This window comes from Serratia sp. HNCC26DJ206, assembly GCF_057180605.1.
In genome coordinates, this window is record NZ_JBXUGP010000019.1 from 22766 (window position 1) to 46339 (window position 23574).

Below are 23574 nucleotides of genomic sequence, written 5' to 3' on the forward strand. Positions count from 1 at the left end.
TAAGGACGTCGCTTTAATTAAAAAAGGAAAGTAATAATGAAAAAGATTCTTCTGTCTGTTGTCGCCGCTGCTATTCTGTCTACCGGTCTGGCACATGCTGCTACTGGCGTGAATAAAGAGATCACCATCGTGGCTAATATTAACGATGCCATCTTCGTTTCCAAGCCAGATGGCAGCACCTGGTACGATAAAGAAGAGCTTTTCGCCAAGGATTATACCCAGACATCTTTCGCTTCCAACGATCTGCCGGTTCGTGTTTACACCACCGACACTGACGTGAACGTATCTCTGGTTCAGCCATTGACCGTGAACCGTCTTGATGGCGCTCAGTTATCAACCGTGGCCGTCACTTTCGCTGGCAAGCCAGTGGTTGTGGGTGCTCCCGTTAAAGTGACTCAGACCACTGTTGCACCAGGTGGCTATGACAACACCTACACCCTGAAAATCACTGCCAAAGCGCCAACTAACGTGACTGGCACGACTAACGGTTCATACCAGGGTGACCTGGTCATGCTGTTCGAACCAAAAATCTAAACTGGTATTACCACAATATCTTTGATTTCTGGTATTGATACAATAATAGGGTTATATCTATAGCCCTATTATTTACCTGAATTTAATGATTATTAGTGAAAATGTTTTTTAGGACAGTAATCAAAGCTTTTTGTTAGCTACCACGCTGTAAAAAATATAAATATTTTATTCAAAGCGGGTTAATGATTAATGACTAGTCATTAAGTACGTCATGCTGCCTGATTATTAATACGTTAATAACTGACAGAGCTATTTACTCTACTTATTGAACGGACTCTCCATGGCCAACGTTATCCCAGGATGGGCAACCGGTTTATTGCTGCTGGCACCGTCAGCCGCAACCTATGCAGACAGTGCCCAGATTGAATATCAGGTGCCTGCGGGCTTTTCCGAGGCCGAGCAGGATAAATCCATGCAGTTTCTGGCCACTCTGGACGGCAAACCGTTGCCAGGGCCCATCAACTGGTCTGCACAAAAAAATCGTCTCACCTTTGATGAGGCACTGTATCGCCAGAATGGAGTGTCAGTTGAACAGATAGTATTACTCAACAAGGTTCTCACCCAGATCCCCTACGCAGTCTGCCCGAACGGTTGCGACTATACCGTCAGCGGCCAGACGGTATCGCTGGATAAAGTCAAACAGTCGCTGACCATCACCGACGGCAACCAGCGTTATGTGCAACCCCAGACCATGATGGGCTTTATTCATAACCAGTCACTGGATGTACGCACCGCCTCCAATGAATACCGCGCGGTTTCAGCCTACGGCCAGGGCTACCTCGGCCTGCCCGCGCAGAGCTATGCGTATCTGAACTGGTACTACAACGAAAGCAAAAATTTCGATGTCCGGACCACGGATCAAGGCGTCAGTACCTGGTATCTGCAAAAAAACTTTGCCTCAACCTACTTGCGCAGTGGGCGGCAGGACAGCCGCGACAGTGCCTCAGGCAGCATCAGCACCTCGCTCAACCCAAGCTTTGACCAGTTCGTCACCCTGGGCAGCCAGGACAACCTGAAGCGCGACAACCAGTCCGCAGGCAAAATAGTGTTGTTCGCCACCACCGATGGCGACTACGAGTTCTACCGCGACGGACGCCTTATCCGCCGCTTGCCGGCCGTGGTGGGCCGCAATGAGATTGATTACAACCAGTTGCCCGGCGGCTTCTACAGCGTTGAAGTTCGGCTGGTTAACCGCAGCGGCCAGGTGGTCAGTACCGAGAACCAGCAGATTGCCAACATCAACTATGGTGGCGGCTCTGGCTGGTATCTGACGCTGGGCAAAGAACTGAACACTCAGAAGAGCATCGTCAATGCGGGCGTCAGCTTCCAGACCAACTGGTTTGCCGCCAGCAGTACCCTGCTCAAGGGCACCGGCAATAGCTGGGCGATGGAGCACAACCTCACCCGGCCAATGCAGATCGCGGATGTAGAAGTGACGCCAACCGTGGGCGTTATGGCCGGGGAAAAACGCGCGGGTGGCTACGCCAGCCTGAGCGCCGGTAACCAGCAACTGGGTAATCTGACAGTTTCACAGTACCAGAATACCTCGGTGTCTGAATTCTATCAGGGCAGCAACAGCACTTCGCTGGGCTACAGCCGCCAGTTTGGCCCGACTCGCTTGGGTTACAACTACAGCCGCTTTGCCAACAGCGAACGCCATCAGTTGCAAAGCAGTTGGAACTGGCGTGGCAACGGGGTCTGGGCGGTGATTTCCACCGGGGTGCAAAAAGGTGGCTATAACAACAGCAGCAACAACTACGGGCTGTATCTGAACACCACCATCATGCTGGACCGCAATACCGGCACGCTGAACGCTGCTTACAACAACGGCAAGCTGCACACCGGCGGCAGTTATACCCGTGAGTTTGAAGACAGCACCGGCACCACCTATGCAGGCGTGGACTTCAGCGAAGTCGGCCGCACCAATGCGATCGGCCTGAACGCCCGCCGTAGCGGCACCCGTGGCGATGCGTCCCTGCGGCTCGGGGTGGATGACCATATCGCCAGCAGCAGCTTCAACTACAACGGCATGCTGGCGGCAAGCAAAGACGGCATTGCGCTGGGGCGTACCAGCCCGAGCGGTGCGGCGATGTTGGTGACTACTCCTAAACTGGGCGACACCCCATACGGCTTCAAGGTGGAAGGCAACCCGGTTGGTGGAGGCAGCACCTACGCGGTGCCGCTGGCCAGCTACCAAGACGTGACCTTTGCCCGCGCCCAGGCGGTGGATGCCAGCATGGACATGAATATCCGCTTGCCAGCCAACGTGGTGCGCGCCCATCCGGGGCAGGTGTATCCAGTGAAAGCAGAGGTGGCAATGAACCTGCTGTACAACGGCTTCCTGGTGGACAGCCGCGGTATACCCGTGAGCGGCACGGTGAGCGAGACGGGGGATATGGTCTACCCGAACGGCCTGTTCTCAGTGGCATCCACGACGTTGATTAAAGAAATCACCGTGACTGGCAAGCTGGGACGCTACCGCTGTGATCTGACTAAACCACGCGACAGCCGCTACCTCTGCGTGGCGGGGTAATTGAACCCACTGAATTGATGTGAGTAACTTATGAAACCAATGATCAAGACATGCCGTGCCCTGCTGGCGACCAGCTTGCTGGCACTGAGCGGATTCGCCCAGGCCGATGGGCAATTAATGGTGATGCCAGCACGTAGCACCGTGGAAGGGCAACTGACCCGTACCGTGCAGGTCAGCAATCTGGGCGACAAACCGCTCTACCTCAAGGTTAACCTGATGCGAATCGAGAATCCAGGTGAAACCCCGGAGCGCAAAACGGCGATCGGCGATATCACCGTACCGGAGATGATGGCCAACCCGGCCAAGCTGACGCTGGGGCCAGGCCAGAAACGGGATATCAGCCTGGTGGCGCTGAAATCACCGGCCAAAGAAACGCTGTACCGGCTGTATATCGTGCCAGTCTCCAGCATCAAAGTGGTTGGCGGTGAGAGCAAGGACAAAATCACTGCTCCCCTGACCTTCGGGGTGGCCTATGGGGTGGTGGTTCACCATCTGCCACCAGCCCAGGCTCAGAATCACGGCTGGAACCACCAGTGTACAGCGGGCGGGCTGCAACTGACGGCCACTGGCAATGTGCATACGCTGTTCAACCAGTTGCAGGCCACTCCGGCAGGCAGCCTGCCAGCAGAGCAGAAAATATTCCCCGGTACGCCACGCGTGTTCTCGGTAACCCGTTTACAAGGAAATGCCGATGGTCAGCCGTTTGATGTGCGCTGCCCGTAAGGCACCTGTCGGGATGCTGCTGTGTGCCCTGCCATGGGGCTCGGTGCAGGCGCTGATTAATATCAGCCCGAAGATTGTAGAAATGAAAGACGATCAGACGACGGTATGGGTGAAAAATACCGGCGACAAACCGGAATTTGTCAACATCACCCTATTCGAGGTAACCAACCCCGGAGTGCCGCCGGAAGAGGAGCAGCGGATCCCGCTGGGCTTGGTCAAAGCACCATCACTGTATGCCGCCCCGTTCAAGCTGACGCTGGGGCCACGACAGGAGAAGCAGGTGCAACTAAAGGCGCTGACCCGTCCAGACAAAGAGAAAGTGTACCGGCTGGCGGTTATGCCGCAGCAGCAGGCCACCATCAGCGGAACCCACAACAACGTGATGCTGGTAGGCCTGGGTTATATGGGGCTGGTACGCCAGTTGCCGTTAACCCAGACCACGACCTGGCGCCATGACTGCCGAGAAGACGGCCTGCACCTGGAGGCTACTGGTACGGTGCGGGTGGAGTTTCGTGAATTGATGCAGGATGGCAAAACCGTGGATGACTTTAATGTCTACCCGGGAACGCCACGCCTACTGGCAGGCAAGACTTTGCGCGGCAAGGCACAGGACACCTCGTTCACCCTGCAATGTGACAGATAAAAAAGGATCAATACCATGAAGTTATGGCAACAGGTCATCGCAGCGATCTTATTGCTGTCGGGAAGCAGCGTGAATGCCGCCGACATAGCGCTCGGCAGTGTACCAGTCAATATTACCCTGACCGACCTGCCGAAAATCACGGTTGAGAAACCGGGCGGCGGCTGGTACGACACCTTGACGCTGAGCAACAGCGCAGGCAGCGATATCACCCGCTATCAGGCGCAAGTACCGGTACAGGTGAGCATTCGTAATGAGCGCAACTTTATGGTTTCGCTGGTTAACCCATTGGTGCTGACCCACGAAACCGATGCATCACTGACCTTCACCACCGAACAAGTCGGGTTTGGCAGCAGCGCCACCACGCTACAGGCGCTGAGCGCCACGCCGGTAGACTTCAGCAACCCGGCGCTGGTGGGGGACACCTCAACGGGCAGTTATCTGCTGTCGGTGCTGGCCCGTCAACCGGTGGGGGTACTCGGTACGATCGCCGGGAGTTATACCGGCCAACTGGTGCTGATGTTTGAAGTGAAGGTGTAACTCGAACTTCTGAAATACGAATAATACCTGCGTCGCGAACGTTATTACCACATAGGTTAGGTATTTTATAGTTTGAAACAGGTTTATATCCAACATACTTGAAGTCACAACCAGTCAGTAACTTCAAGGAGTAAGGGCTTAACTCATCAAGGAATTAAGATGAAAAAACATTTTTTATGGCTCCCGTTTTTTGTTGGGCTATTGCTGTGTTGTGGTATCCACCCAGTGATTGCCGGAACATACTATAGAATGGACATATCCAATTGCTCCATTGATAACATTGGTAATAATCAGTGGCAAGCCAGTTTTTATGCTGATACGATTCCTGCCGGAATCGGTGATGGTACTGCGGATGGGATACAGAACTATTTTTCAATAAAAATCCCATCTATTTCAAATGGAGGCATGAATCGTACGAATAACAGTGACGCATTTGTCTATCCTACACCAGTCACGAGTTATTCACTCCCTACGGGTATGATGCTTTCTCCTAGTAACAGACCGACCGCTAGCAATCCTGCTCTCTTCGTTGGTGCTGATGATGGGTCGCTAATGATAAGAAAAAATGGAACAGTTTCATTTACCTTTACGACAACAACAGAAAATAATGCCTACCCGGCAGCAATGTTCTATTTTTTTAGTACGAACGGCGCTGATCGTACTACAGTTAGTTACTACTGGTTTATCCCTACGGTAACAACCAGTTCCTGTTTACGCGGTGGCGCTACTCCTCCTAATGTGGTTGTTCCTCCGGTGACTGAATTAATACCGGTCGATCCCGATTTTAAAATGACCTCCGCCGTGTGGGAACTTAATACGGCAGATGTCGGCGATTTACCTGATGTATCAGCCGCAGGCACCGGCTATCCAGCTTCAATTAAAAATGCCGCCAGCAACCAGTTATGCGTAAATTATGTCACCGCAGGGGTAAAGAACAAAACTTATGCGTTAAGCGTGAGCAATACCGCCAGTACGCAAGGCGGGCGCAGTCTGTTTACTCTACAAGGCCCTGGCAGCCAGTTATTTTATAATCTCCAGCTAACGAGCAACGACGGCGTTACTGGCAATAACTTTAGCTTCCCAGCGGCAACGGCTAAATATATTAATCTGTCACAAACCGCCAGCAGCACCGCTAATCGCAGCGAGATGTGTTGGACGCCGCAGGTAAACCTGTTTAAAAATGCCTCAACCACCGCAGGTCTGCACTCTGATAATGTGACCTTTGTTATCACACCAAAGGCATAAATAAGGTTAATATCCAAGAGAACGATTGATATGGTTAAGAAGAATATAATCATTCAATGCCCATGCCATTATACCCGTATAGGCATTGATGGCGTGCTGCGTAATACGCATTTATCAAATAATTGCAACGTTATAGTCAGCATCAGTGAGCTTGAACAATGTGAGAAACATTTAACAGAGTTGCCTACTATCGATATCATGCTACTCACGTTGAGTAGCATGGTTGATAATCCAGTTGCCACTCTGCACCTACTCGGTGAATGTTTACTGTTGTCGCATCCTAATACCAAGATCGTGCTTATTACCGATATGGTATCTACCAAGGTAATGGCCCGCTATCTTTGCGGGCTCCGCAATGTTTTAGCCGTGCTGGATACCTCAAAATCGTTGGAAATATTAAAAAATCAGTTATTGAATGTATTTCACCCATTGACTGGGTTATACCGATTAGGGCAGATAGCAGCCCCCTCACTTTCTTTACGAGAAATGACCGTATTACGCCGTTTATTAGAAGGGCAAAAAATAATGGGCATTGCGACCGATCTCCTGCTCAGTCACAAGACCGTCAGCCATTATAAACGTTCTGCACTCGTCAAATTAGGCATTCGTTCGTTACAGCCGCTTATGATAAATAACTATCGTAAGGAAATAGTGAGTTGCATCTCAGGTGCATCCATCACAGAATACGGTGATAGGGATCAGAATCCAGACTCCTCTTTTATTACGGCTAATTATATTTAACTCATCATCGTGGATAAATTTGAGCAAAAAACGAGTGACTTACTTCAAATAACAAATAGAATCCTTTTTATTTTTAATTGATAAATCAGAATTATCCCCCCCTTATGACAATGTATTAATAGCTCATTAACCCCACCGTAAACTGAGGCTAATGAGCTACTTTCTTATTTCCTGCTCAAAAAACCATCACCGCAGAATGAAAACTGGAGTTGTACATTGAGATGCTAGTAGCCATTTTATTTCTTGAGTACTTGATGAGTTATTAGTTTTATATATACCTATTTTTATTATATTTATCTAAATTACTTTATCAGGAATTTCTTATTTTTTAATTCACCAAAATAAACATAACTCATTGTTTTAATTAAAAATAATTATAAAATTAAATTTAAACCATTTATACAAAAAGTAAAGATAAAGATATCGACATTGGTAAAAATTTAAACTAAATTATTGCAATCTGCTTTCTGCAATACACAGTTAATTTTTATTAATTTGCCAATTCACTGAGCAGATAACCAGCCTTATTTTATATATTCAAACTAAAAACTAATTATTTCATTTTCCATGACGGAGATGTTATTCATGAGTCAAATCACTCGTGTTATAGGTAATACCTCATTACACAGCCTCGCGTTAGCCATTATGGGCAGCTTAGCCTTCAGTTCCAGCTATGCCGCTGATTTACCTGCCAGTGGCGCAATCAAATTTGGTAGCGGCACCATCAGCCAGCCTAATAACCAGCAGATGCAGATCAACCAAAGCAGCGACAAGTTGGCGATCGAGTGGCAGAGTTTTAACATTGCCGAAGGCAATAAGGTCAATTTCCAGCAACCAACCAGCAATTCGATTGCACTCAACCGGGTGGTGGGAACTGAAGGCTCCAAAGTGATGGGGCAACTGAACGCCAACGGGCGCGTGTTCCTGGTTAACCCTAACGGCGTGCTGTTTGGCAGCAATGCTCAGGTGAACGTCGGCGGCTTAGTGGCCTCTACTCAGGATCTCACGACCACCAGCTTCGCTACTGGCAAGTACAATTTCAGCGGCGGTAATAACCCGGCCAGCGTGGTCAACCAGGGTACCATCACTGCCAAAGACGGCGGTGCGGTGGTGTTGCTGGGCGGCCAGGTCAGTAACCAAGGAGAGATTCAGGCCAATCTCGGCAGCGTGAAACTGGCTGCGGGTAAAGCCACTACGCTCGACTTTGGTGGCGACGGGCTGGTGAATATTCAGGTAACGGCGGCGGCAGCCAATGCCCTGGCGGAAAACAGTGGTCTGATCCAGGCCGACGGCGGCCAGGTGGTGATGAGCGCCGCCTATGCCAACAGCAACGTGTTGCAAACTGTGGTGAATAATACTGGCACCATCCAGGCGCAAACGCTGAGTAATAAAGCAGGCAAAATCGTCCTGAGCGGTGGGCAGCAGGGCCGCGTTAATGTCGACGGTATTCTGGACGCCAGCGTCGCCGATCAAGGTAACGGCGGCAGCGTGGAAACCAGTGGCCAATTGGTCAACGTCAGCGCCAGTGCCAGCGTTGATACCCGTGGCTTCGGCGGCCAAACCAGCACCTGGAATGTCACTGCTGATAAGCTCGACGTGAACGACAGCACCAGCAGTAATAAAGTCTCGGCCCGTGCCGTCACCAATAACCTGCGTACCAGCAATGTTGAACTGATCAGTAGTAGCAGCGATCTTACAATTTCGAACGATATCAGTTGGAATAATGCCAATCAGCTGCTGCTGGTCGCACAGGATAACATCGTGCTGAATGCCAACCTGAAAGCCACCGGCAAGAATGCGGGGGTGGCGTTTATTACAGGCGGCGACTATGTGTTGGGCCAGGGTAAAAGCGTCACCCTTTCCGGCCAGGGGGCCAGCTTTAACAACAACGGCCAGAGCTATACCGTGATCCAGAATGTGGCCCAGCTACAGGCGATGGAAAACAGTCTGGCAGGCTACTACGTGCTGGGTAATACCATTGATGCCAGTTCAACCGCACAGGGGGCGGGGTTTAGGCCGATTATGGGTACCAACGAAGAAGATGCTTTTAGCGGCGTTTTTTCCGGCTTAGGAAACACCATTAATCAACTGACCATTAAACAGGGGCGCGTCTTTTACAATATTTTCGACCGTCCTAATCGATATAGTGGCTTATTTGGTTTTTCTACAGGGGAAATCCGTAACGTCGGGCTGGTGGATGCGAACGTGAGTGCCGGTGGCATCATACCCGGTATGCTTGAAGGTACAACTCGCATAAATCTTGACGCTTATTACTCGGAGGAATACAACAATAATCCAGTTCCAAGCGATTTTGTAGGCAGTCTTGTAGCTTCGCAATTAGGGGGAAGTATTCATGATGTTTATGCGGAGAACGTCAACGTCAATAACGTAGTTAACGCTTATCGCTTCACTACTACCGGCGGGCTAATAGGGATTAATCACAGTAATAATGTCAACAATGTATATGCCACAGGAATAGTAAGGGCAAATGGTGAGTATGCTGGGGGCTTGATCGGATCATTTGGTGGGCAGCTCAATAATGCACACGCGAATGTTGATGTTATCGCCACTGGTAGCTTCGGTAATTCCGGTTATGCCGGTGGGTTAATCGGGCAGGCTGCTGGCATTGTTACCAATTCATACGCTACAGGCAATGTTTCTTCAGATGGCTACGGTGTTGGTGGGTTAATTGGTGACGCACATAGTCACTTTAACTTTGATTCTGATACGTACAGCAATCTTTATGCTACCGGTAATGTAAGTGGAGTTGGTGTTGTTGGTGGGTTAATTGGCTCTCTGAGAGGGGATGATTTGTTCTTAGCTGAATACTTTGGCGTACAACCTCACAAAGTCTTGCTCACAGACAGCTATGCCACTGGTAAAGTTAGTGGTTTACCTGAATGGTACGGTGGTTATGATATCGGCGGGTTGGTCGGTTACGCTGGACAGGCAATTATTAATAACTCTTACGCTGTTGGGGAAACCACGGGAATAACCTATACCGGTGGACTGGTCGGCAGTGTGAGTCACTCCATCATTAATAACTCTTATAGCAGCGGACTGGTCACCGGAGAGTCCTACAGTGTTGGTGGGCTCGTTGGGTCGCTAGAGTTTTCGGAGATCAATGATTCCTATGCTACAGGTAATGTGACGAGTAATGATGGAGCCGGTGGTCTAGTGGGGAGTATTTCGGAAAGCATAATCACTAACTCAACGGCCAAAGGCACTGTCACAGGTGTGAGTAACGTGGGTACACTAATTGGGTATAATTGGTATCCAAACGTTATCACCAATTCCTACGGCTATGGCACTGTAAACGGTAGCCCATGTACCGGTCAGTTATACTGCGGTCTATAACACTCAAATTCAGCCTGGCGCAAGCCAGGCTTTTTATTGCCTATAGCGACCCATCTATTCTCATCTCCATTTAACGACGCCATGAAAAACACTAAAACAGTCCCCCTGCTCCATCCTCGGCCCCGTACTACCTGGCCTTTACTCCCCCTGCTGCTGGGGTTCAGCAGCGTGCAGGCGGCAACGCCAAACAGACCGGATGCTGGCCAAAGCCTGCGCGAACTCGATACCCGCCGTCCTGTGCTGGCACCTTCAACGGCCCCAGACCTGGGATTACCTACGCCCCCCACACCCGCTCCGGCGCAGCCCACCAGCGGTGAACAAACGACAGTCAAGGTGAACACCTTTACCCTGAGTGGCAATACCCTGTTTTCCAATGCGATATTGCAATCACTGTTGCAGGAATACACCGGGCGGGCACTGACGTTGCCACAACTGTATGAAGCGGCGCAGCGTATCACCACCTATTACCAGCAACACGGCTATGTGCTCAACCGCGCCTATTTGCCAGGACAGGAGATTGAAAACGGCGTAGTCAAGATCGCCATACTGGAAGCGCACTATGGTGAGATCAATACCGCGAACAGTTCGCTCCTTTCCGATGCCACCTTGAACCGCCTGATTGGCCGGATCGCCCCGGATACCGCGATCAACGCCGGTCAACTGCAACAGACCCTGCTGCTGCTGAACGATACCCCTGGCATCCAGGCCCGATCAACCCTGCTCACCAGCAAAAAAGCCGGGGCCGCCGATTTGCTGGTGGAAGCGCAACCTGCACCACTCTTCAGCGGTAATCTGGATCTGGATAACTATGGCGGTAAATATACCGGTAAAAACCGCCTGAATGCCGATGTCTCGATCAATAGCCCGTTAGGGCTGGGGGATCGCCTGCGCCTGCGTGGTTTAGCCAGTGATGCGCGGCAACATTATTACTTCCTGTCGTACGACGTCCCGGTAAACCGCTGGTTTACCCGCGTGGGGGTTGCCTATTCCAATATGGATTACTCCTTGGGCAAAGACTTTGCCGATCTGGACGCGCACGGTAATGCACGTACCTCTAGCGCCTATATTTCCCAACCGTTATTCAGAAGCCGAACCCTGACCGTCAGCAGCCAGTTGCAGTTTGACGACAAGCGGTTACGGGATGACATCGATTTATTCGACAGTAAAAGCCACAAAAACAGCCAGTTGTGGACAGCCAGCCTCAACGCCAACGGCCAGGACGGTGTTGGCGGCGGTGGGTTGAACTTTGTTTTTGCCAGCCTGAGCAACGGCAATCTGGAGATTACCGATCCGAGCACCGCGCAAAGCGACAGCAAAACCGCGCACACTGCGGGTAACTTCAGCAAACTTAGCCTGACCGCGCTACGCTTGCAGGCGCTCAGCGAACGCTGGAGTGTCTATGGCCAGTTCAGTGGTCAGTTGGCGTCGAAAAACCTCGATTCCTCAGAGCAGTTCTCGTTGGGGGGCGTCAACGGCGTACGCGCTTATGCCTCGGGTTCTGCCAGTGGCGATCTGGGTTGGATGACCAATCTGGAGCTGCGCTATGCAATCGCTCCAGCCTGGCAGTGGAAAACCTTCTTTGATTACGGTGGGGTGAAAACCAATAAATCGCCGTGGACAACGGATAAAAACCATCAGCAGCGCGGCGCGCTAGGAACCGGGGCCACCTGGTTTGGCGACAAGCGCCAGATGTCACTGCAACTGGCGTGGCGGGTAAATCACCCCAACGACAGTGACAGCAAGCAGGATGGTCAACCGCAGGTGTGGATGCAGGCTTCGCAGGGGTTTTAGCATCGGCAACGATTATGCCCCTCTTTCACCCTGCGACCTTATTGGCTGCGGGGTGGAAGGGGTAATCTTACTCACCAACCCTGTGACGGTGTCTATAAAAAGCCAATTTACCTGGTTGCCGGGCGCAGCGCATAATGTTCGAACTCCCCCCTTAGACAAGGATCACTATGTCACTTGCAACCCCGCAGGCTGTACTGGTTATCGATGATGCCAGCACTGAGGATATGGCCGCCATTCAACAGATTTACGCCCATCACGTGCTGCATGGACCAGCCTCGTTCGAAGAAACCCCACCTTCGCAGGATGAAATGCTGGAGCGACGCGGCAAAGTGTTAGCGGCTGGGTTGCCATGGCTGGTGGCCAAACTGGACGGGCAGGTGGTGGGCTATTGCTATGCTACACCCTACCGCCCACGCCCTGCTTACCGCTATACGGTTGAAGATTCGGTCTATATCGCCGAAGGCATGCAAGGGCACGGCATTGGCAAAGCCCTGCTCAGTACGCTGATTGCCCGCTGTGAACGGGGCCCGTGGCGGCAGATGCTGGCAGTCATTGGTAATGCGCAAGGCAATGCTGGCTCGCTGGCGCTGCACAGTAAACTGGGGTTTACCAGCGTTGGCACGCTGAGTGGCGTAGGCTTTAAATTCGGCGGCTGGCTGGATACCCACATCATGCAACGCGCGCTGGGTGAAGGGAATCACACGCTTCCGACCACTGGCGATCGGCCTTAATGGAAAATCACCTGCCGCAGCCCGGCAGGTAATAGCTTAATACCGCTCCACTTACTTATAGACAGGTGGGAGTGATGCGGAACGCCGACACGCCGTGAACCCATCCCTGGCTCGTATCGCGCATCCATGCGCTCAACGGTCGGCTAACCTGCATCGCTCCCACCTGTAGCACTATTAGGTGTAATCATTTAGGTTATTCCGTTTCGTTTTTTGCCAAACGCCCGTCTTTCTGGCGGCGATAGTCGCGCGCCGCCGCCGGGATCGGCGTTACCTTACCGGTTTCAATCCAGGTACGCAGGCGGGATGCATCCGCAAAGTGGGTATATTTGCCAAAAGCATCCAACACCACCAGCGACACCGAACGGTTGCCAATCACCGTGCGCATCGCCAGGCAATGCCCGGCCTGATTGGTAAAGCCGGTTTTGGTCAGCTGAATATTCCACTTCTGGTTATAGACCAAGTGGTTGGTATTGCGGAACGGCAAGGTGTAGTTAGGATCTTTAAACGTCGCCATGCGTTCGGTGGTGGTGCTCAACTGGCCGATCAGCGGATACTGCTTGGTCGCCAGCAGCAGCTTGGTAAGATCGCGCGCGGTAGACACGTTGTGAATCGAAAGCCCGGTCGGTTCTACATAATGGGTCTTAGTCATGCCCAGAGATTTGGCCTTGGCGTTCATCGCCTTGATAAAAGCGTTATAACCACCAGGATAATGATGCGCCAGGCTAGCGGCAGCGCGGTTTTCCGATGACATCAGCGCCAACAGCAGCATGTCCTTGCGGCTGATCTCACTGTTCAGACGCACACGTGAATACACCCCTTTCATTTCCGGCGTCTGGCTGATATCCACCGCCAACACTTCATCCAGCGGCAAATGAGCATCCAGCGTCACCATGGCCGTCATCAGCTTGGTGATCGACGCAATCGGCACCACTTCATCAGGGTTGCGTGCATAAATCACTTTATGAGTTTGCATATCCAGCACCATTGCACTGCCAGAAGCCAGCTCAGGCTGGGTGGCATGCAATGCAGCAGTTTTTTCACTGGCCAGCGCGCGCGGCACCAAGCCTGTACCCACTTGCAAAGCGAGCAGAGTTAGAACCAAAACTCGGATTTTCACATGCATGTCTCTTAACGGAAAAACAGGGAAACCTATACTCTAAATAATTCGAGTTGCAGGACAAAAACGCAACGCGCTTTTGAACAGCACTTGTGCTAGCCCCGAAGGGGCGAGGCCCAACATGGGCCGAGTCACGCGGCAAGTTCGCGAGTCCCCAGGAGCATAGCCAACTATGTGACTGGGGTGAGGGAACGCAGCCAACGCACATGCACTTGAAGTATGACGAGTATAATGCGTTGAATTATAAGTGAGGGATATGGAATTAGCACTGTGATTGTTAGTGGCTATTTGTGACAAATTCTGTCGAAGGGAAAATTGTGCCAACCGCGAGCGCACTGGCCTGTACGCCCGCAGAGCAAAAGTTACAGTGCGGGTTGCCAAGCTGCTTGCGGCAACAGATACACCCCAGCGGGCTGTTGCGCACCCGCTCCTACAATATGGCCAATCCCCGCCGCCATCACCGCCAGCGTGACATCAAAGGCATTCAGGCTATCGCCATAACCCGCCGTCAGGTTGAACATTGAACCGTTCGCCAACAAATACAGCGTTTTTCCTGCCAATTGGTAAGCGTTAACAAATGGCAACGGTTCGCTGCACGGCAAGGCTTGGAGGAAACCGACATCAATCTCTTCCGCCACGTGGCCCACGTTGAGGATAAATACCCCCTCTTTCGCCTGTTCAAGATGTTTGGCAGACAGCACATTCTTCGCCCCGGTTGCCGTGGCAATCACGTCAGCTTGTGCCATGGCAGCAGCCAGATCGACCACCGCCCAGCCATCGTAACGCGCCTGCAAAGCCCGCGCCGGATCGATTTCTGCCACAATCACCTGCCCACCATAGGCCTTCGCGGCGGCAGCCACGCCCTGGCCCACCAGGCCGTAGCCGATCACCAGCACGCATTTTTCGTGCAGTGTTAAATGGGTCGTCTGGAAAAAGGTATGCCAAGCGGTAAGGCCAACCATATGGCGGTTATGCAGCCCCTCTTTTACCGGCAGATCGTCCCAGTTGAAAATTGGGTAGCGCGGCGCAATACCGCCCAAACGGTTGATGCCTGAACCGGTGGCTTCCAGCCCGGCCTTGATCTGCGGGCCACTTTCCAACTGGTGCAAACGCGTGGTCAGATCGGCCCCCATTTCACACAGATGAGTTGGGCTCCAGGCCAGCGCGCGATCAAAAGACGCCGACCAGTCGGCATCGCTCATATCACGCCAAGCATAGGCTTCGGCACCGTGGCGCTCCAGCCAGGCCACCACATCGTCCTGAACCGTTGTCGGGTTGCAGGTGGTGAGATAAATTGCCGCTCCTTTGCCCAATAACCCTGCCACCAGCGGCGCCATTTTCAAATCCAGGTGCATATTGCAGGCCAGACGCACACCGTGCAGATCCGGCAATGCCGCAACCGCCGCACGGGTGCGTGGCATATGGCGCATCGCCCAACTCAACTCACTGTCAAAATCCTGATACATTTGCTACTCCTCCACTGCGTTACACCGATGGGGCATGGCAGCTATTATCACTCAAACAAAAAAACCGAGGTGACTATTATGGCAGAAGCGTTAGTGATTGTTTTTCCAATCTATCAGGGCGTGACTCTGTTGGACTTCGCCGGTCCATACCAGTTTTTGTCCCGCTTGCCGGATACTGAAGTGATAGTGGCTTCATTGGGTGGAGAGACGGTGAGCGCCGATGGTTTGCATTTTTCTGCACTGCAACCACTCGAACAGATTGAGCGTTGCGATGTATTGTGCGTTCCCGGTGGTGGAGGTTGCACTCAAGCCATGCAGGATGAGCGCTATATGGCGCAGATTCACCGCCTGGCGGCTGGAACGCGTTATCTCACCTCGGTTTGCACCGGTTCGCTGATCCTGGCCGCCGCAGGGTTGCTCAATGGCAAGCGCGCCACCAGCCATTGGTCGATGCGTGAAAGCCTGGCACTGTTCGGTGCCATCCCCAGCAATGAGCGTGTAGTGCGTGACGGACATATCATCACCGGTGGCGGTGTCACTGCCGGTATCGATTTTGCCTTAGCGCTGATTGCCGAGCTACGCGGCGCAGAAACTGCCCAGGCGATCCAGGTCGGGTTGGAATATGCCCCAGCCCCACCGTTTAAAGGCGGTACCCCCGAATTGGCTCCTGCTGCGATTGTTCAACAGGTACAGGCCGCGATGGCAGAAAACCTGCTGAAACGGCACGCTTTGGTGGCACAAATTGCGGCCGATATAAATCACGGTTAGAAAAACACAGGGTATCGATAAGGAAGAGATAATTTCCCGCTTAGCCAAGTTGGTAAGCGGGAAATTATTATAGACACGAGGTAATAATAGACACAGCGGTAATAAATAAAGCTCAGCAGAGATTAGAACAGATAACGAGCGCCCAGCACCACTTCGCTGGAAACCAGACGGGCTTTCATTTGCTCGTCTTTTAACCCTCTAACGTTATTGAAGTTATTGTAACCACTTTCAACGTTGCCCATATCGACGTAACGATAGCCCAGATCGAAGTTCAGGCGTTCAATAGGCGCATAGCTGATCCCTGCGCCAAGAGAGTAAGCCAGATTGGTTTGGGTATTTGAACCATATTGACGAGAGGTATTGCCCTGCCAGCCATCAGATTCGACTTTAGCGATACCCAAGCCAAGGGTGCCATAAATATAGAAGTCATAACCCAGCGCATAGTCACGGTAAGCGTTGAGCATCAAACGTTGCACATCCACTTTATGGTGATTAAAGCTGCTGGCAAAAGTGGTAGAGCCGCTGGTGTATTCGCTCTTTTTCTTGAAAACGTATTCACCTTCGGTGCGCCAGCCGTTACCAAACTGATAGCCTGCGGCAACAGCACCATTAAAGAAACTTTCTCTTTCATTACCGCTGACAAAACTCCCAACGCCCGGACGGCTACTGGTATCCATATTTTTTGCCGATTGCTCAACATGCAGTAACTTCAATGAGCCGTAATAACCTTGCAAAGTATCATCAGCAAAAACCTGGCCGGAAACAGCCGCTAAAGAAATAGCCAGTACAAGAGGTTTAATATTCATACGTTTCTCGCTTTAAAGAAAATTAATGATGATATTAAACAGCACAGCCTGGCTTATTTAACATCATCGCAATCGATTCGGTTAAAATAGCCAGCCTGGAGCGAGGAAACAATTCGGTCGATTACCTAACTTTCTAGGTGTTTTTACCTAGTCCATATTTTTAGTCAGCAGCCCGCCATAAATGGTAATCAATTTAACCAAGGAGTTAATCTCCAATTTAGCAAACAGATTGGCACGATGCGCTTCTACGGTACGCGGTGAAAGGGCTAAATCATTGGCAATTTCTTTGCTGGATTTACCCGCCATAATAAGCAGGGTTATTTCATATTCACGCGCAGAAAGCGTGCTGAGCTTTTCTGTTAATTCGGCATTTTCTGCGCGTTGGTTCTGCAATAGGCGCTGATGTTCCAAAGCTGCGCTCACCGTTTCGATCAGTAAATCCGCATCAATAGGCTTGGTCAGGAACTCAAAAGCGCCATTTTTAAAAGCACGGCGGCACAGTTCAATATTACCGTGGCCGGTCATAATGATCACCGGGATATCCAGCCCCTGCCGTTGCCACTCTTCCAACAGTATCAGCCCGCTTTTACCCGGCATGCGGATATCCAGCAGCAAACAGCCCGACAAGGCCTGTGGCTCCTGCATCTGTTGCTGAAAATCCAGCACATTTTCATACGCAAGGGTTTGCCAACCCATGGTGGCCAATAATGAACTGAGCGAACAACGGATGGCCTGATCGTCATCAATCAGGTAGATAAACTGCTCCATCACGCCTCCTGAGCGTTAAAAGGGAACCACAGGGTGAAACAGGCACCCTGCCCGGCAATATTCTCCGCTTTAATACTGCCGTGAAGGCGCTGAATTAACGTTTCGGCCAGCGCCATGCCTAGCCCTAAGCCCTCTGGCCGCGTGGTGAAAAAAGGCATAAACACCTGTTGCAGCGCCTGCTCGGAGAGCCCTGGCCCGCCGTCCGTAATCACCAGCGTAATGCCTTGCTCTGAAGCTGTTGCGCCGATCGCCACCCAGGAAGCCCCGGCCGCCTGGTGCTGCTGCGCCTGAATGGCATTAGTGAGGATGTTATGGAGGATTTGCTCAATCCACAGCGGCTCCGCCTGCAGGTTGGGTAAATTTTCGGGTATCTGATTGATAATTTTGACCTTCCCGGTTTGGATCTCGTTTTCTAGCAACATAGTGACACGCAACCAGATCTTACCCAGATTGACCGCTTGCAAAGCCACCTGATCATGAGTCAGTTTTTGCCGAAACTGCATCAACAGCGCACTGATACGTTTTATTTGTATCACGGCCGCATCCAGCAGCGGCGGTACCTGGTGTGCCTGCTGTTGATCCAGCAAGCGCAGCGCAGCCTGGTTATAGCTCAGAATCGCCGTTAACGGTTGGTTCAGTTCATGCACAATGCCGGTGGTGATTTCCCCCATCGCATTAAGCCGGGTCAGTTCCGAGAAATGCTCACGCAAAACGGCAATATTGCGCTGGCGTTTTTGCACACGATACTGACTGATAAAATAAACGATCGCCGCCCAGCCAAGTGACGATAACAGCAGCAGTAGCCAAGGTAACCGCGCCCAATCAGGATCGCTGCTGGCGGAGAGTTCGAAAGGCTGCAAAGCGCTGGCCACCTCTTTATCCCACTGCCAATAAGCGGGTTGCCAGGTGCCGCCTAATTCGACCAGCGGCGCATTCTGCCAGCTTAGGCGAACGTGTCGAAAATAGTGGCTTTGTGGCAGTTCCGCCAATAACTCGTTGAGATCGATCAGCAATGCAAAATGCTGCGCATTGAGCCAATAAGTGCCATTACCGGCGGGCAACAGAGTATTGCTTGAAGCGGTGGGCAGCAGCGGTTTCCAGGCCAGGATCTGGGGAAACTTTTCCTGGATCACCGAAGGATTGCTGGTCACGGACAGTAATGACAGAATCGTTTCATGCTGAGAGAGCTTTACCGTGATATCGCGATGTAAAATACGAAAATCTATTGATTGCTCTTCATATTGCTGCTGCAAGGCATAAATAACCAGCCCACTGCCTGAGAGTAAAGATAAAATCAACCAGATACAGACCTTGAGCATAATAATTCCATGTTATTCTTAAATTTATTTATTAATATCGAGCCAAGAGATTTAATACCCTATTACCCAACCAGGCCCACAGCTAACGCTTAATATCAGCCCCTGATGGCAATCAATAAGGAATAAAATGACGGATCTGGCCCACTATATCACGCAATATGGCTACTGGGCGCTGTTCATCGGCTGCCTGCTGGAAGGGGAAACCATCACTTTACTGGGTGGTATTGCCGCACATAACGGATTTCTGCGGCTGCCGCTGGTGATTGCGGTGGTGGCGCTCGGCGGCACGCTGGGCGATCAGGTGCTCTATTTTGCCGGGCGCTACTTTGGTGGCCGGGTCATTTCACGCCTGAAGAATCAACAGCAACGTATCGAGCGTGCGCAACAGCTGATCGCACGCCACCCGATACTGTTCGTGATCGGCGTACGTTTTATGTATGGCTTTCGCATTATCGGCCCGGTGCTGATCGGGGCCAGCAAGTTGCCACCTTCACTGTTCGTCCCGCTGAATATCCTCGGCGCGCTCCTGTGGGCTACCCTCTTTGTGCTGCTGGGCTATTTTGGTGGTCAGGCTATCGGCAGCTTCGTCAGCGGTTACGACAAAAAGTTCTACAGCCTGCTGTTCTGTGCGCTGGTGATCGCCGCCATCCTGCTGCTACGCTATTGGTGGCGGCGCAAACGTAAGGCATAAGCTATTTGTTGAACATCAACTTCAGGCCCAGCAACGCCAGAACGCTGCCGCCTATTCGATCGAACCAGGCTTTGAAACGCAGATAAATACGGCGCGGGCGCGGCGATGACAGCACAAATGCCACAAAGGCATACCATAGCAGATCGACCGCCAGGGCAATCAGCGGCAGCACGATGTACAGCACCGGTGGAATTTTATGGCTGAGCAGCGCGGCAAACACGCTGCCGAACACAATGGCGGTGTTCGGGTTGCCCAACTGGGTCAGCAACCCGGTGGTAAATGCCCGGCGAAAGCCCAACTGCGGCCCGCCAGCCGTCTCCACCGTTAATGGCTGACTGGCGCCGCGCAGCATCCTGAACGCCAGATAGATCAGATAAGCGCCACCCAGCATTTTCAGCGTGGTGTAAAGCCAAGGCAGCGCCAGCAACAGCGACTGTAAGCCCAGCAGGGCGATCAGTGCGAAGACAAAACACCCCATCCCCATGCCTAATGCTACTGCCATCCCATCACGGCGCGACGAGGCCACGGCGGTGCGCGCCACCAGAATAAAACTTTGCCCTGGGCTCATCGCCCCCAGCGTAATCGCGCCGGTAATGCTCAATACTGACAACATCGTTTCGCTCATCATGTCCCTGTTCTCCACGGCATCCAGGGTTCAAATTTGCGCGTCAGTAAAAGCAAAAGCAACGAAAAACATCACTGGGCGAAGCGTGATTTCACCCATTCGCGTAACCGCTGAATATGCAGGTACAGCGCGGGGATAAAGAAGATCCCCACCAGCGTCGCCAACAGCATGCCACCAAACACCGTGGTACCGATGATCCGGCGGCTCATGGCCCCGGCACCGGAGGCGAACACCAGCGGCATGACCCCGAGGATAAAGGAGATCGCGGTCATCATCACCGCACGAAAGCGCTGCCGCGCACCGTCCTGCGCGGCTTCAGCAATACTCGCCCCCTCTTCACGCCGTGCTTTGGCAAATTCGACGATCAAAATAGCGTTTTTGGCCGCCAACCCAATCAGCAATACCAGGCCAATCTGCGCGTAAACGTCGTTGGCGAACCCCATCAGCCGTAAACCGGCGACCGCCCCCGCCACGGCAAAAATCACCGACAGCATCACTACCAGCGGAATACTCCAGCTTTCATACTGCGCCACCAGGAACAGATAGGCGAACACCAGCGCCGCCAGATAGATCAACAGAGCCTGATTACCGCTCTGCTGTTCCTGCCAGGACAGGCCGCTCCAACTGTAGCCATAACCTTGCGGCAACTGTTCTGCCAACAGGGATTCCATCACTTTCATCGCCTGCCCGGAGCTGACGCCCGCTGCGGCTGAACCATTGATCGCCACCGACGGGAACTGGTTGAACTGGTTAATAAAAGGCGCACCAACGGAGGGCGTAAGCCGCACCAGATTGCCCAGGCTGACCAACGCCCCGGAATCGCTGCGCACGTTGATACGGTTGATCTGCTCACTGCGCTGGCGGAAATCCATCTCCTGTTGCAGTTGCACCCTGAACATACGGTTATTCAGGGCGAAATCCCCCACGTTCAGGCTACCGAGCGAAATTTGCAGCGTATGGAAGATACGGCTGACCGGCACCTGCATCAAAGCCGCACGTTCGCGATCCACCTCCAGGCTGATTTCTGGCACCACGGCGCTGTAGGTGGTAAATACCCGCGTCAGCTCCGGCCGCTGGTTAGCGGCAAAAATAATCCCCTGGCTGACCTGCGCCATCTGCTGCGGCGTTTGCCCACTCTGCGCCAAAATACGCAGGTCAAAACCGGCCGCATTGCCCAACCCGGCGATCGCCGGTGGATTAACCACCATGATCATCGCCGATGGGATCGCCGCCAGCCTGCCCTGCAACTCCGCCAACACCCGATCGGCGTGCTCCCGCTGGCCCCAAGGCTTCAGCATCACAATGGCAAAACCGGCGTTCGGTGAGTTGCCGCCGCTCAGCAGGCTGAAACCGGTGATCTTGATCACATCTTCCACCGCCGGGTTCTGCGCCACCTGCTGATGCATCTGATCCATCACCGCCTGCGTGCGCTCAAGGGAAGCACCATCCGGCAACTGTACGTTAACGAAGAAGTAGCCCTGATCTTCCTCCGGCAGGAACGAGGTCGGCAAGCGGCTGTAGCCATACCAGGTGCTCAAGCCGATCACCAGTAACGCCGCGATGCTGGTGAGCGCTCGCTTGCTGGCTAACGCGGCCAGCCGCACATAGCCGTCGCGTAGACGATCCATGCCCCGGTTAAAGCCGCCGAACAGACCGCTTTGTGCCAGTTCCCGCCGCCGTAGCAGCGTGGCGCACAGCGCCGGTGAGAGCGTCAGCGCATTGATGCTGGAAAGGATCACCGCCGCCGACAGCGTAACGGCAAACTGGCGATACAGCTCGCCGGTAATCCCCGGCAGAACGGCAATCGGTACAAACACCGCCATCAATACCAGCGTGGTAGCCACGATCGGCCCGGCAATCTGGACGATCGCCTTGCGGGTGGCCTCCGCCGGGCTGAGGGACGCATCTTGCGCCAGTAGACGCTCGACGTTTTCCACCACCACGATGGCATCATCCACCACAATGGTCAGCGCCAGAATAATGGCGAACAAACTCAGGGTGTTGGCGGAATAGCCGAAAGCGTACAGCACGGCAAACGTACCGAGCAGCGAAACCGGGATCGTCAACGCCACGATAAACGTAGCGCGCAGGCTTTGCAGGAACAGGTAGACCACCAGCAACACCACGGTCAGCGTCAACGCCAGCGAAATGGCAATTTCATGCAGCGTCGCCGTTACCGGGCGGGTGGAGTCATATTTAATCTCGTAGCTCATATCGTCAGGGAAAGCATGCGACAGCCGCGCCATTTCCTGCCGCACCGCATTGGCGACGTTAAGCGCGTTGGCCCCCGGCGTGGGGTAAACCACCAGAAACGCCGATTCCAACTGGTTGGTCGCGGCATTCACCTGATAGTTTTGCGCCCCGAGATCAACACGCGCCACATCCCCTATCCGCACCGTACCGCCGTGGGCACCGCTGCGGATAATCACCCTGGCAAACTCTTGCGGATCGGCCAAACGCCCCTGCCCGCTGATGGTCAGGGTTTGCTGCTGTTGCGCGGGCGACGGGGCTGCACCGATCTGGCCCGCGGCGGCCTGCACGTTTTGTTCCTGCAACGCCTGCACAATCTCCTGCACGCTGATATTGCGCGCTTCCATCCGTTGAGGATCGAGCCATACCCGCATGCTGTAATCACGTGCGCCAAATACCTGCACATCCCCTACGCCGCTGATGCGTGCCAGCGCATCGCGCAGTTGGATACTGGTGTAATTGCTCAGAAACAGCGTGTCGAGGCTGCCTTTGGGGGAAAACACGCTGACGCCCAGCAACAGGTTCGAGGCGCGTTTACGCACCGAAACCCCGTTGTTATTCACTTCCGCTGGTAATTGAGCGCTCACCTGCGAAATGCGGTTCTGCACTTCAACCGCCGCCATATCCGGATCGGTGCCGCTGGCAAAGGTGATGCTGAGTTGATAACCGCCGTTATTCGAACTGTTGGACTCCATGTACAGCATATTGCTGACGCCATTGACCTGCGCCTCGATCGGTGAAGCCACCGCCTGCGCCACGTCGCGCGCGCTGGCACCGGGATAGAGCGCGCTGACAGAAACCACCGGCGGCGTGATATCAGGGTATTGCTCCACCGGGATCACCCGCAGCGAGACCATCCCCACTAGGGTGATCACCAACGCAATCACGATGGCGAATTTCGGGCGACGAATAAAGAAATGCAGCATCAC

At 52.9% G+C, this 23574-nt stretch carries 19 protein-coding genes; 12 read left to right on the forward strand and 7 right to left on the reverse strand.

Annotated features, from left to right (window positions below; genetic code table 11):
- The first annotated feature begins 36 nt into the window (after positions 1 to 36).
- The 10 genes from AC2A1E_RS13955 (at position 37) to AC2A1E_RS14000 (ending at position 12835) form a co-directional block, all read left to right on the forward strand.
- Complete coding sequence (locus AC2A1E_RS13955; protein ID WP_484384261.1) at positions 37 to 534, forward strand: CS1 type fimbrial major subunit; 498 nt, start codon at positions 37 to 39, stop codon at positions 532 to 534.
- 280 nt (positions 535 to 814) lie between these two features.
- Positions 815 to 3067 (forward strand): TcfC E-set like domain-containing protein, encoded by a 2253-nt coding sequence (locus AC2A1E_RS13960; protein WP_484384262.1) that lies wholly within the window; start codon positions 815 to 817, stop codon positions 3065 to 3067.
- A 42-nt stretch (positions 3068 to 3109) separates the two neighbouring features.
- The gene (locus AC2A1E_RS13965) at positions 3110 to 3790 is read left to right on the forward strand and encodes a pilus assembly protein (protein WP_484384326.1); all 681 of its coding nucleotides are present in this window, start codon (positions 3110 to 3112) and stop codon (positions 3788 to 3790) included.
- On the forward strand, positions 3759 to 4433 hold the full coding sequence (locus AC2A1E_RS13970; RefSeq protein ID WP_484384263.1) for a fimbrial biogenesis chaperone: 675 nt from the start codon (positions 3759 to 3761) through the stop codon (positions 4431 to 4433). Before AC2A1E_RS13965 ends, AC2A1E_RS13970 begins: the two co-directional genes overlap by 32 nt.
- Positions 4434 to 4448: 15 nt before the next feature.
- Complete coding sequence (locus tag AC2A1E_RS13975) at positions 4449 to 4970, forward strand: fimbrial protein (RefSeq protein WP_484384264.1); 522 nt, start codon at positions 4449 to 4451, stop codon at positions 4968 to 4970.
- Positions 4971 to 5129: 159 nt separating this feature from the next.
- On the forward strand, positions 5130 to 6215 hold the full coding sequence (locus tag AC2A1E_RS13980) for a hypothetical protein (protein ID WP_484384265.1): 1086 nt from the start codon (positions 5130 to 5132) through the stop codon (positions 6213 to 6215).
- 30 nt (positions 6216 to 6245) lie between these two features.
- On the forward strand, positions 6246 to 6956 hold the full coding sequence (locus AC2A1E_RS13985; protein ID WP_484384266.1) for a LuxR C-terminal-related transcriptional regulator: 711 nt from the start codon (positions 6246 to 6248) through the stop codon (positions 6954 to 6956).
- A gap of 585 nt (positions 6957 to 7541) precedes the next feature.
- The gene (locus tag AC2A1E_RS13990; protein WP_484384267.1) at positions 7542 to 10313 is read left to right on the forward strand and encodes a two-partner secretion domain-containing protein; all 2772 of its coding nucleotides are present in this window, start codon (positions 7542 to 7544) and stop codon (positions 10311 to 10313) included.
- An 81-nt stretch (positions 10314 to 10394) separates the two neighbouring features.
- A complete protein-coding gene (locus tag AC2A1E_RS13995; RefSeq protein WP_484384268.1) occupies positions 10395 to 12104 on the forward strand; it encodes a ShlB/FhaC/HecB family hemolysin secretion/activation protein in 1710 nt (569 codons plus the stop codon).
- A 167-nt stretch (positions 12105 to 12271) separates the two neighbouring features.
- Positions 12272 to 12835 carry an N-acetyltransferase family protein gene (locus tag AC2A1E_RS14000; protein ID WP_484384269.1) on the forward strand — a complete coding sequence of 188 codons (564 nt, stop codon included), beginning with the start codon at positions 12272 to 12274 and terminating at the stop codon, positions 12833 to 12835.
- Positions 12836 to 13028: 193 nt separating this feature from the next.
- Here AC2A1E_RS14000 and pbpG read toward each other — a convergent pair whose 3' ends face one another.
- Positions 13029 to 13958, reverse strand: coding sequence for a D-alanyl-D-alanine endopeptidase (gene pbpG / locus AC2A1E_RS14005; RefSeq protein ID WP_484384270.1), 930 nt, complete (start codon positions 13956 to 13958; stop codon positions 13029 to 13031).
- Between the two features lie 356 nt (positions 13959 to 14314).
- The gene (locus AC2A1E_RS14010) at positions 14315 to 15418 is read right to left on the reverse strand and encodes an adenosylhomocysteinase (protein WP_484384271.1); all 1104 of its coding nucleotides are present in this window, start codon (positions 15416 to 15418) and stop codon (positions 14315 to 14317) included.
- A gap of 78 nt (positions 15419 to 15496) precedes the next feature.
- Here AC2A1E_RS14010 and AC2A1E_RS14015 point away from each other — a divergent pair, with 78 nt between their 5' ends.
- Positions 15497 to 16186 carry a DJ-1/PfpI family protein gene (locus tag AC2A1E_RS14015; RefSeq protein WP_484384272.1) on the forward strand — a complete coding sequence of 230 codons (690 nt, stop codon included), beginning with the start codon at positions 15497 to 15499 and terminating at the stop codon, positions 16184 to 16186.
- Between the two features lie 122 nt (positions 16187 to 16308).
- Here AC2A1E_RS14015 and AC2A1E_RS14020 read toward each other — a convergent pair whose 3' ends face one another.
- From AC2A1E_RS14020 to AC2A1E_RS14030, 3 genes are all read right to left on the reverse strand, one after another.
- Positions 16309 to 16992, reverse strand: a complete 684-nt coding sequence (locus AC2A1E_RS14020) for an outer membrane protein (protein WP_484384273.1) — start codon at positions 16990 to 16992, stop codon at positions 16309 to 16311.
- Positions 16993 to 17139: 147 nt separating this feature from the next.
- On the reverse strand, positions 17140 to 17760 hold the full coding sequence (locus AC2A1E_RS14025; RefSeq protein ID WP_484384274.1) for a response regulator transcription factor: 621 nt from the start codon (positions 17758 to 17760) through the stop codon (positions 17140 to 17142).
- Complete coding sequence (locus AC2A1E_RS14030; RefSeq protein ID WP_484384275.1) at positions 17760 to 19079, reverse strand: sensor histidine kinase; 1320 nt, start codon at positions 19077 to 19079, stop codon at positions 17760 to 17762. The genes AC2A1E_RS14025 and AC2A1E_RS14030 overlap by 1 nt, the downstream gene beginning before the upstream one ends.
- A gap of 127 nt (positions 19080 to 19206) precedes the next feature.
- On the opposite strand from AC2A1E_RS14030, the gene AC2A1E_RS14035 reads away from it, so the two are divergent.
- Positions 19207 to 19770: a DedA family protein gene (locus AC2A1E_RS14035; protein ID WP_484384276.1), complete on the forward strand. Its 564-nt coding sequence runs from the start codon at positions 19207 to 19209 to the stop codon at positions 19768 to 19770.
- A 1-nt stretch (position 19771) separates the two neighbouring features.
- Here AC2A1E_RS14035 and AC2A1E_RS14040 read toward each other — a convergent pair whose 3' ends face one another.
- Both AC2A1E_RS14040 and AC2A1E_RS14045 read right to left on the reverse strand, forming a co-directional pair.
- Complete coding sequence (locus AC2A1E_RS14040; protein WP_484384327.1) at positions 19772 to 20395, reverse strand: LysE family translocator; 624 nt, start codon at positions 20393 to 20395, stop codon at positions 19772 to 19774.
- 71 nt (positions 20396 to 20466) lie between these two features.
- Positions 20467 to 23571, reverse strand: a complete 3105-nt coding sequence (locus AC2A1E_RS14045) for an efflux RND transporter permease subunit (protein ID WP_484384277.1) — start codon at positions 23569 to 23571, stop codon at positions 20467 to 20469.
- Positions 23572 to 23574 lie beyond the last annotated feature (3 nt).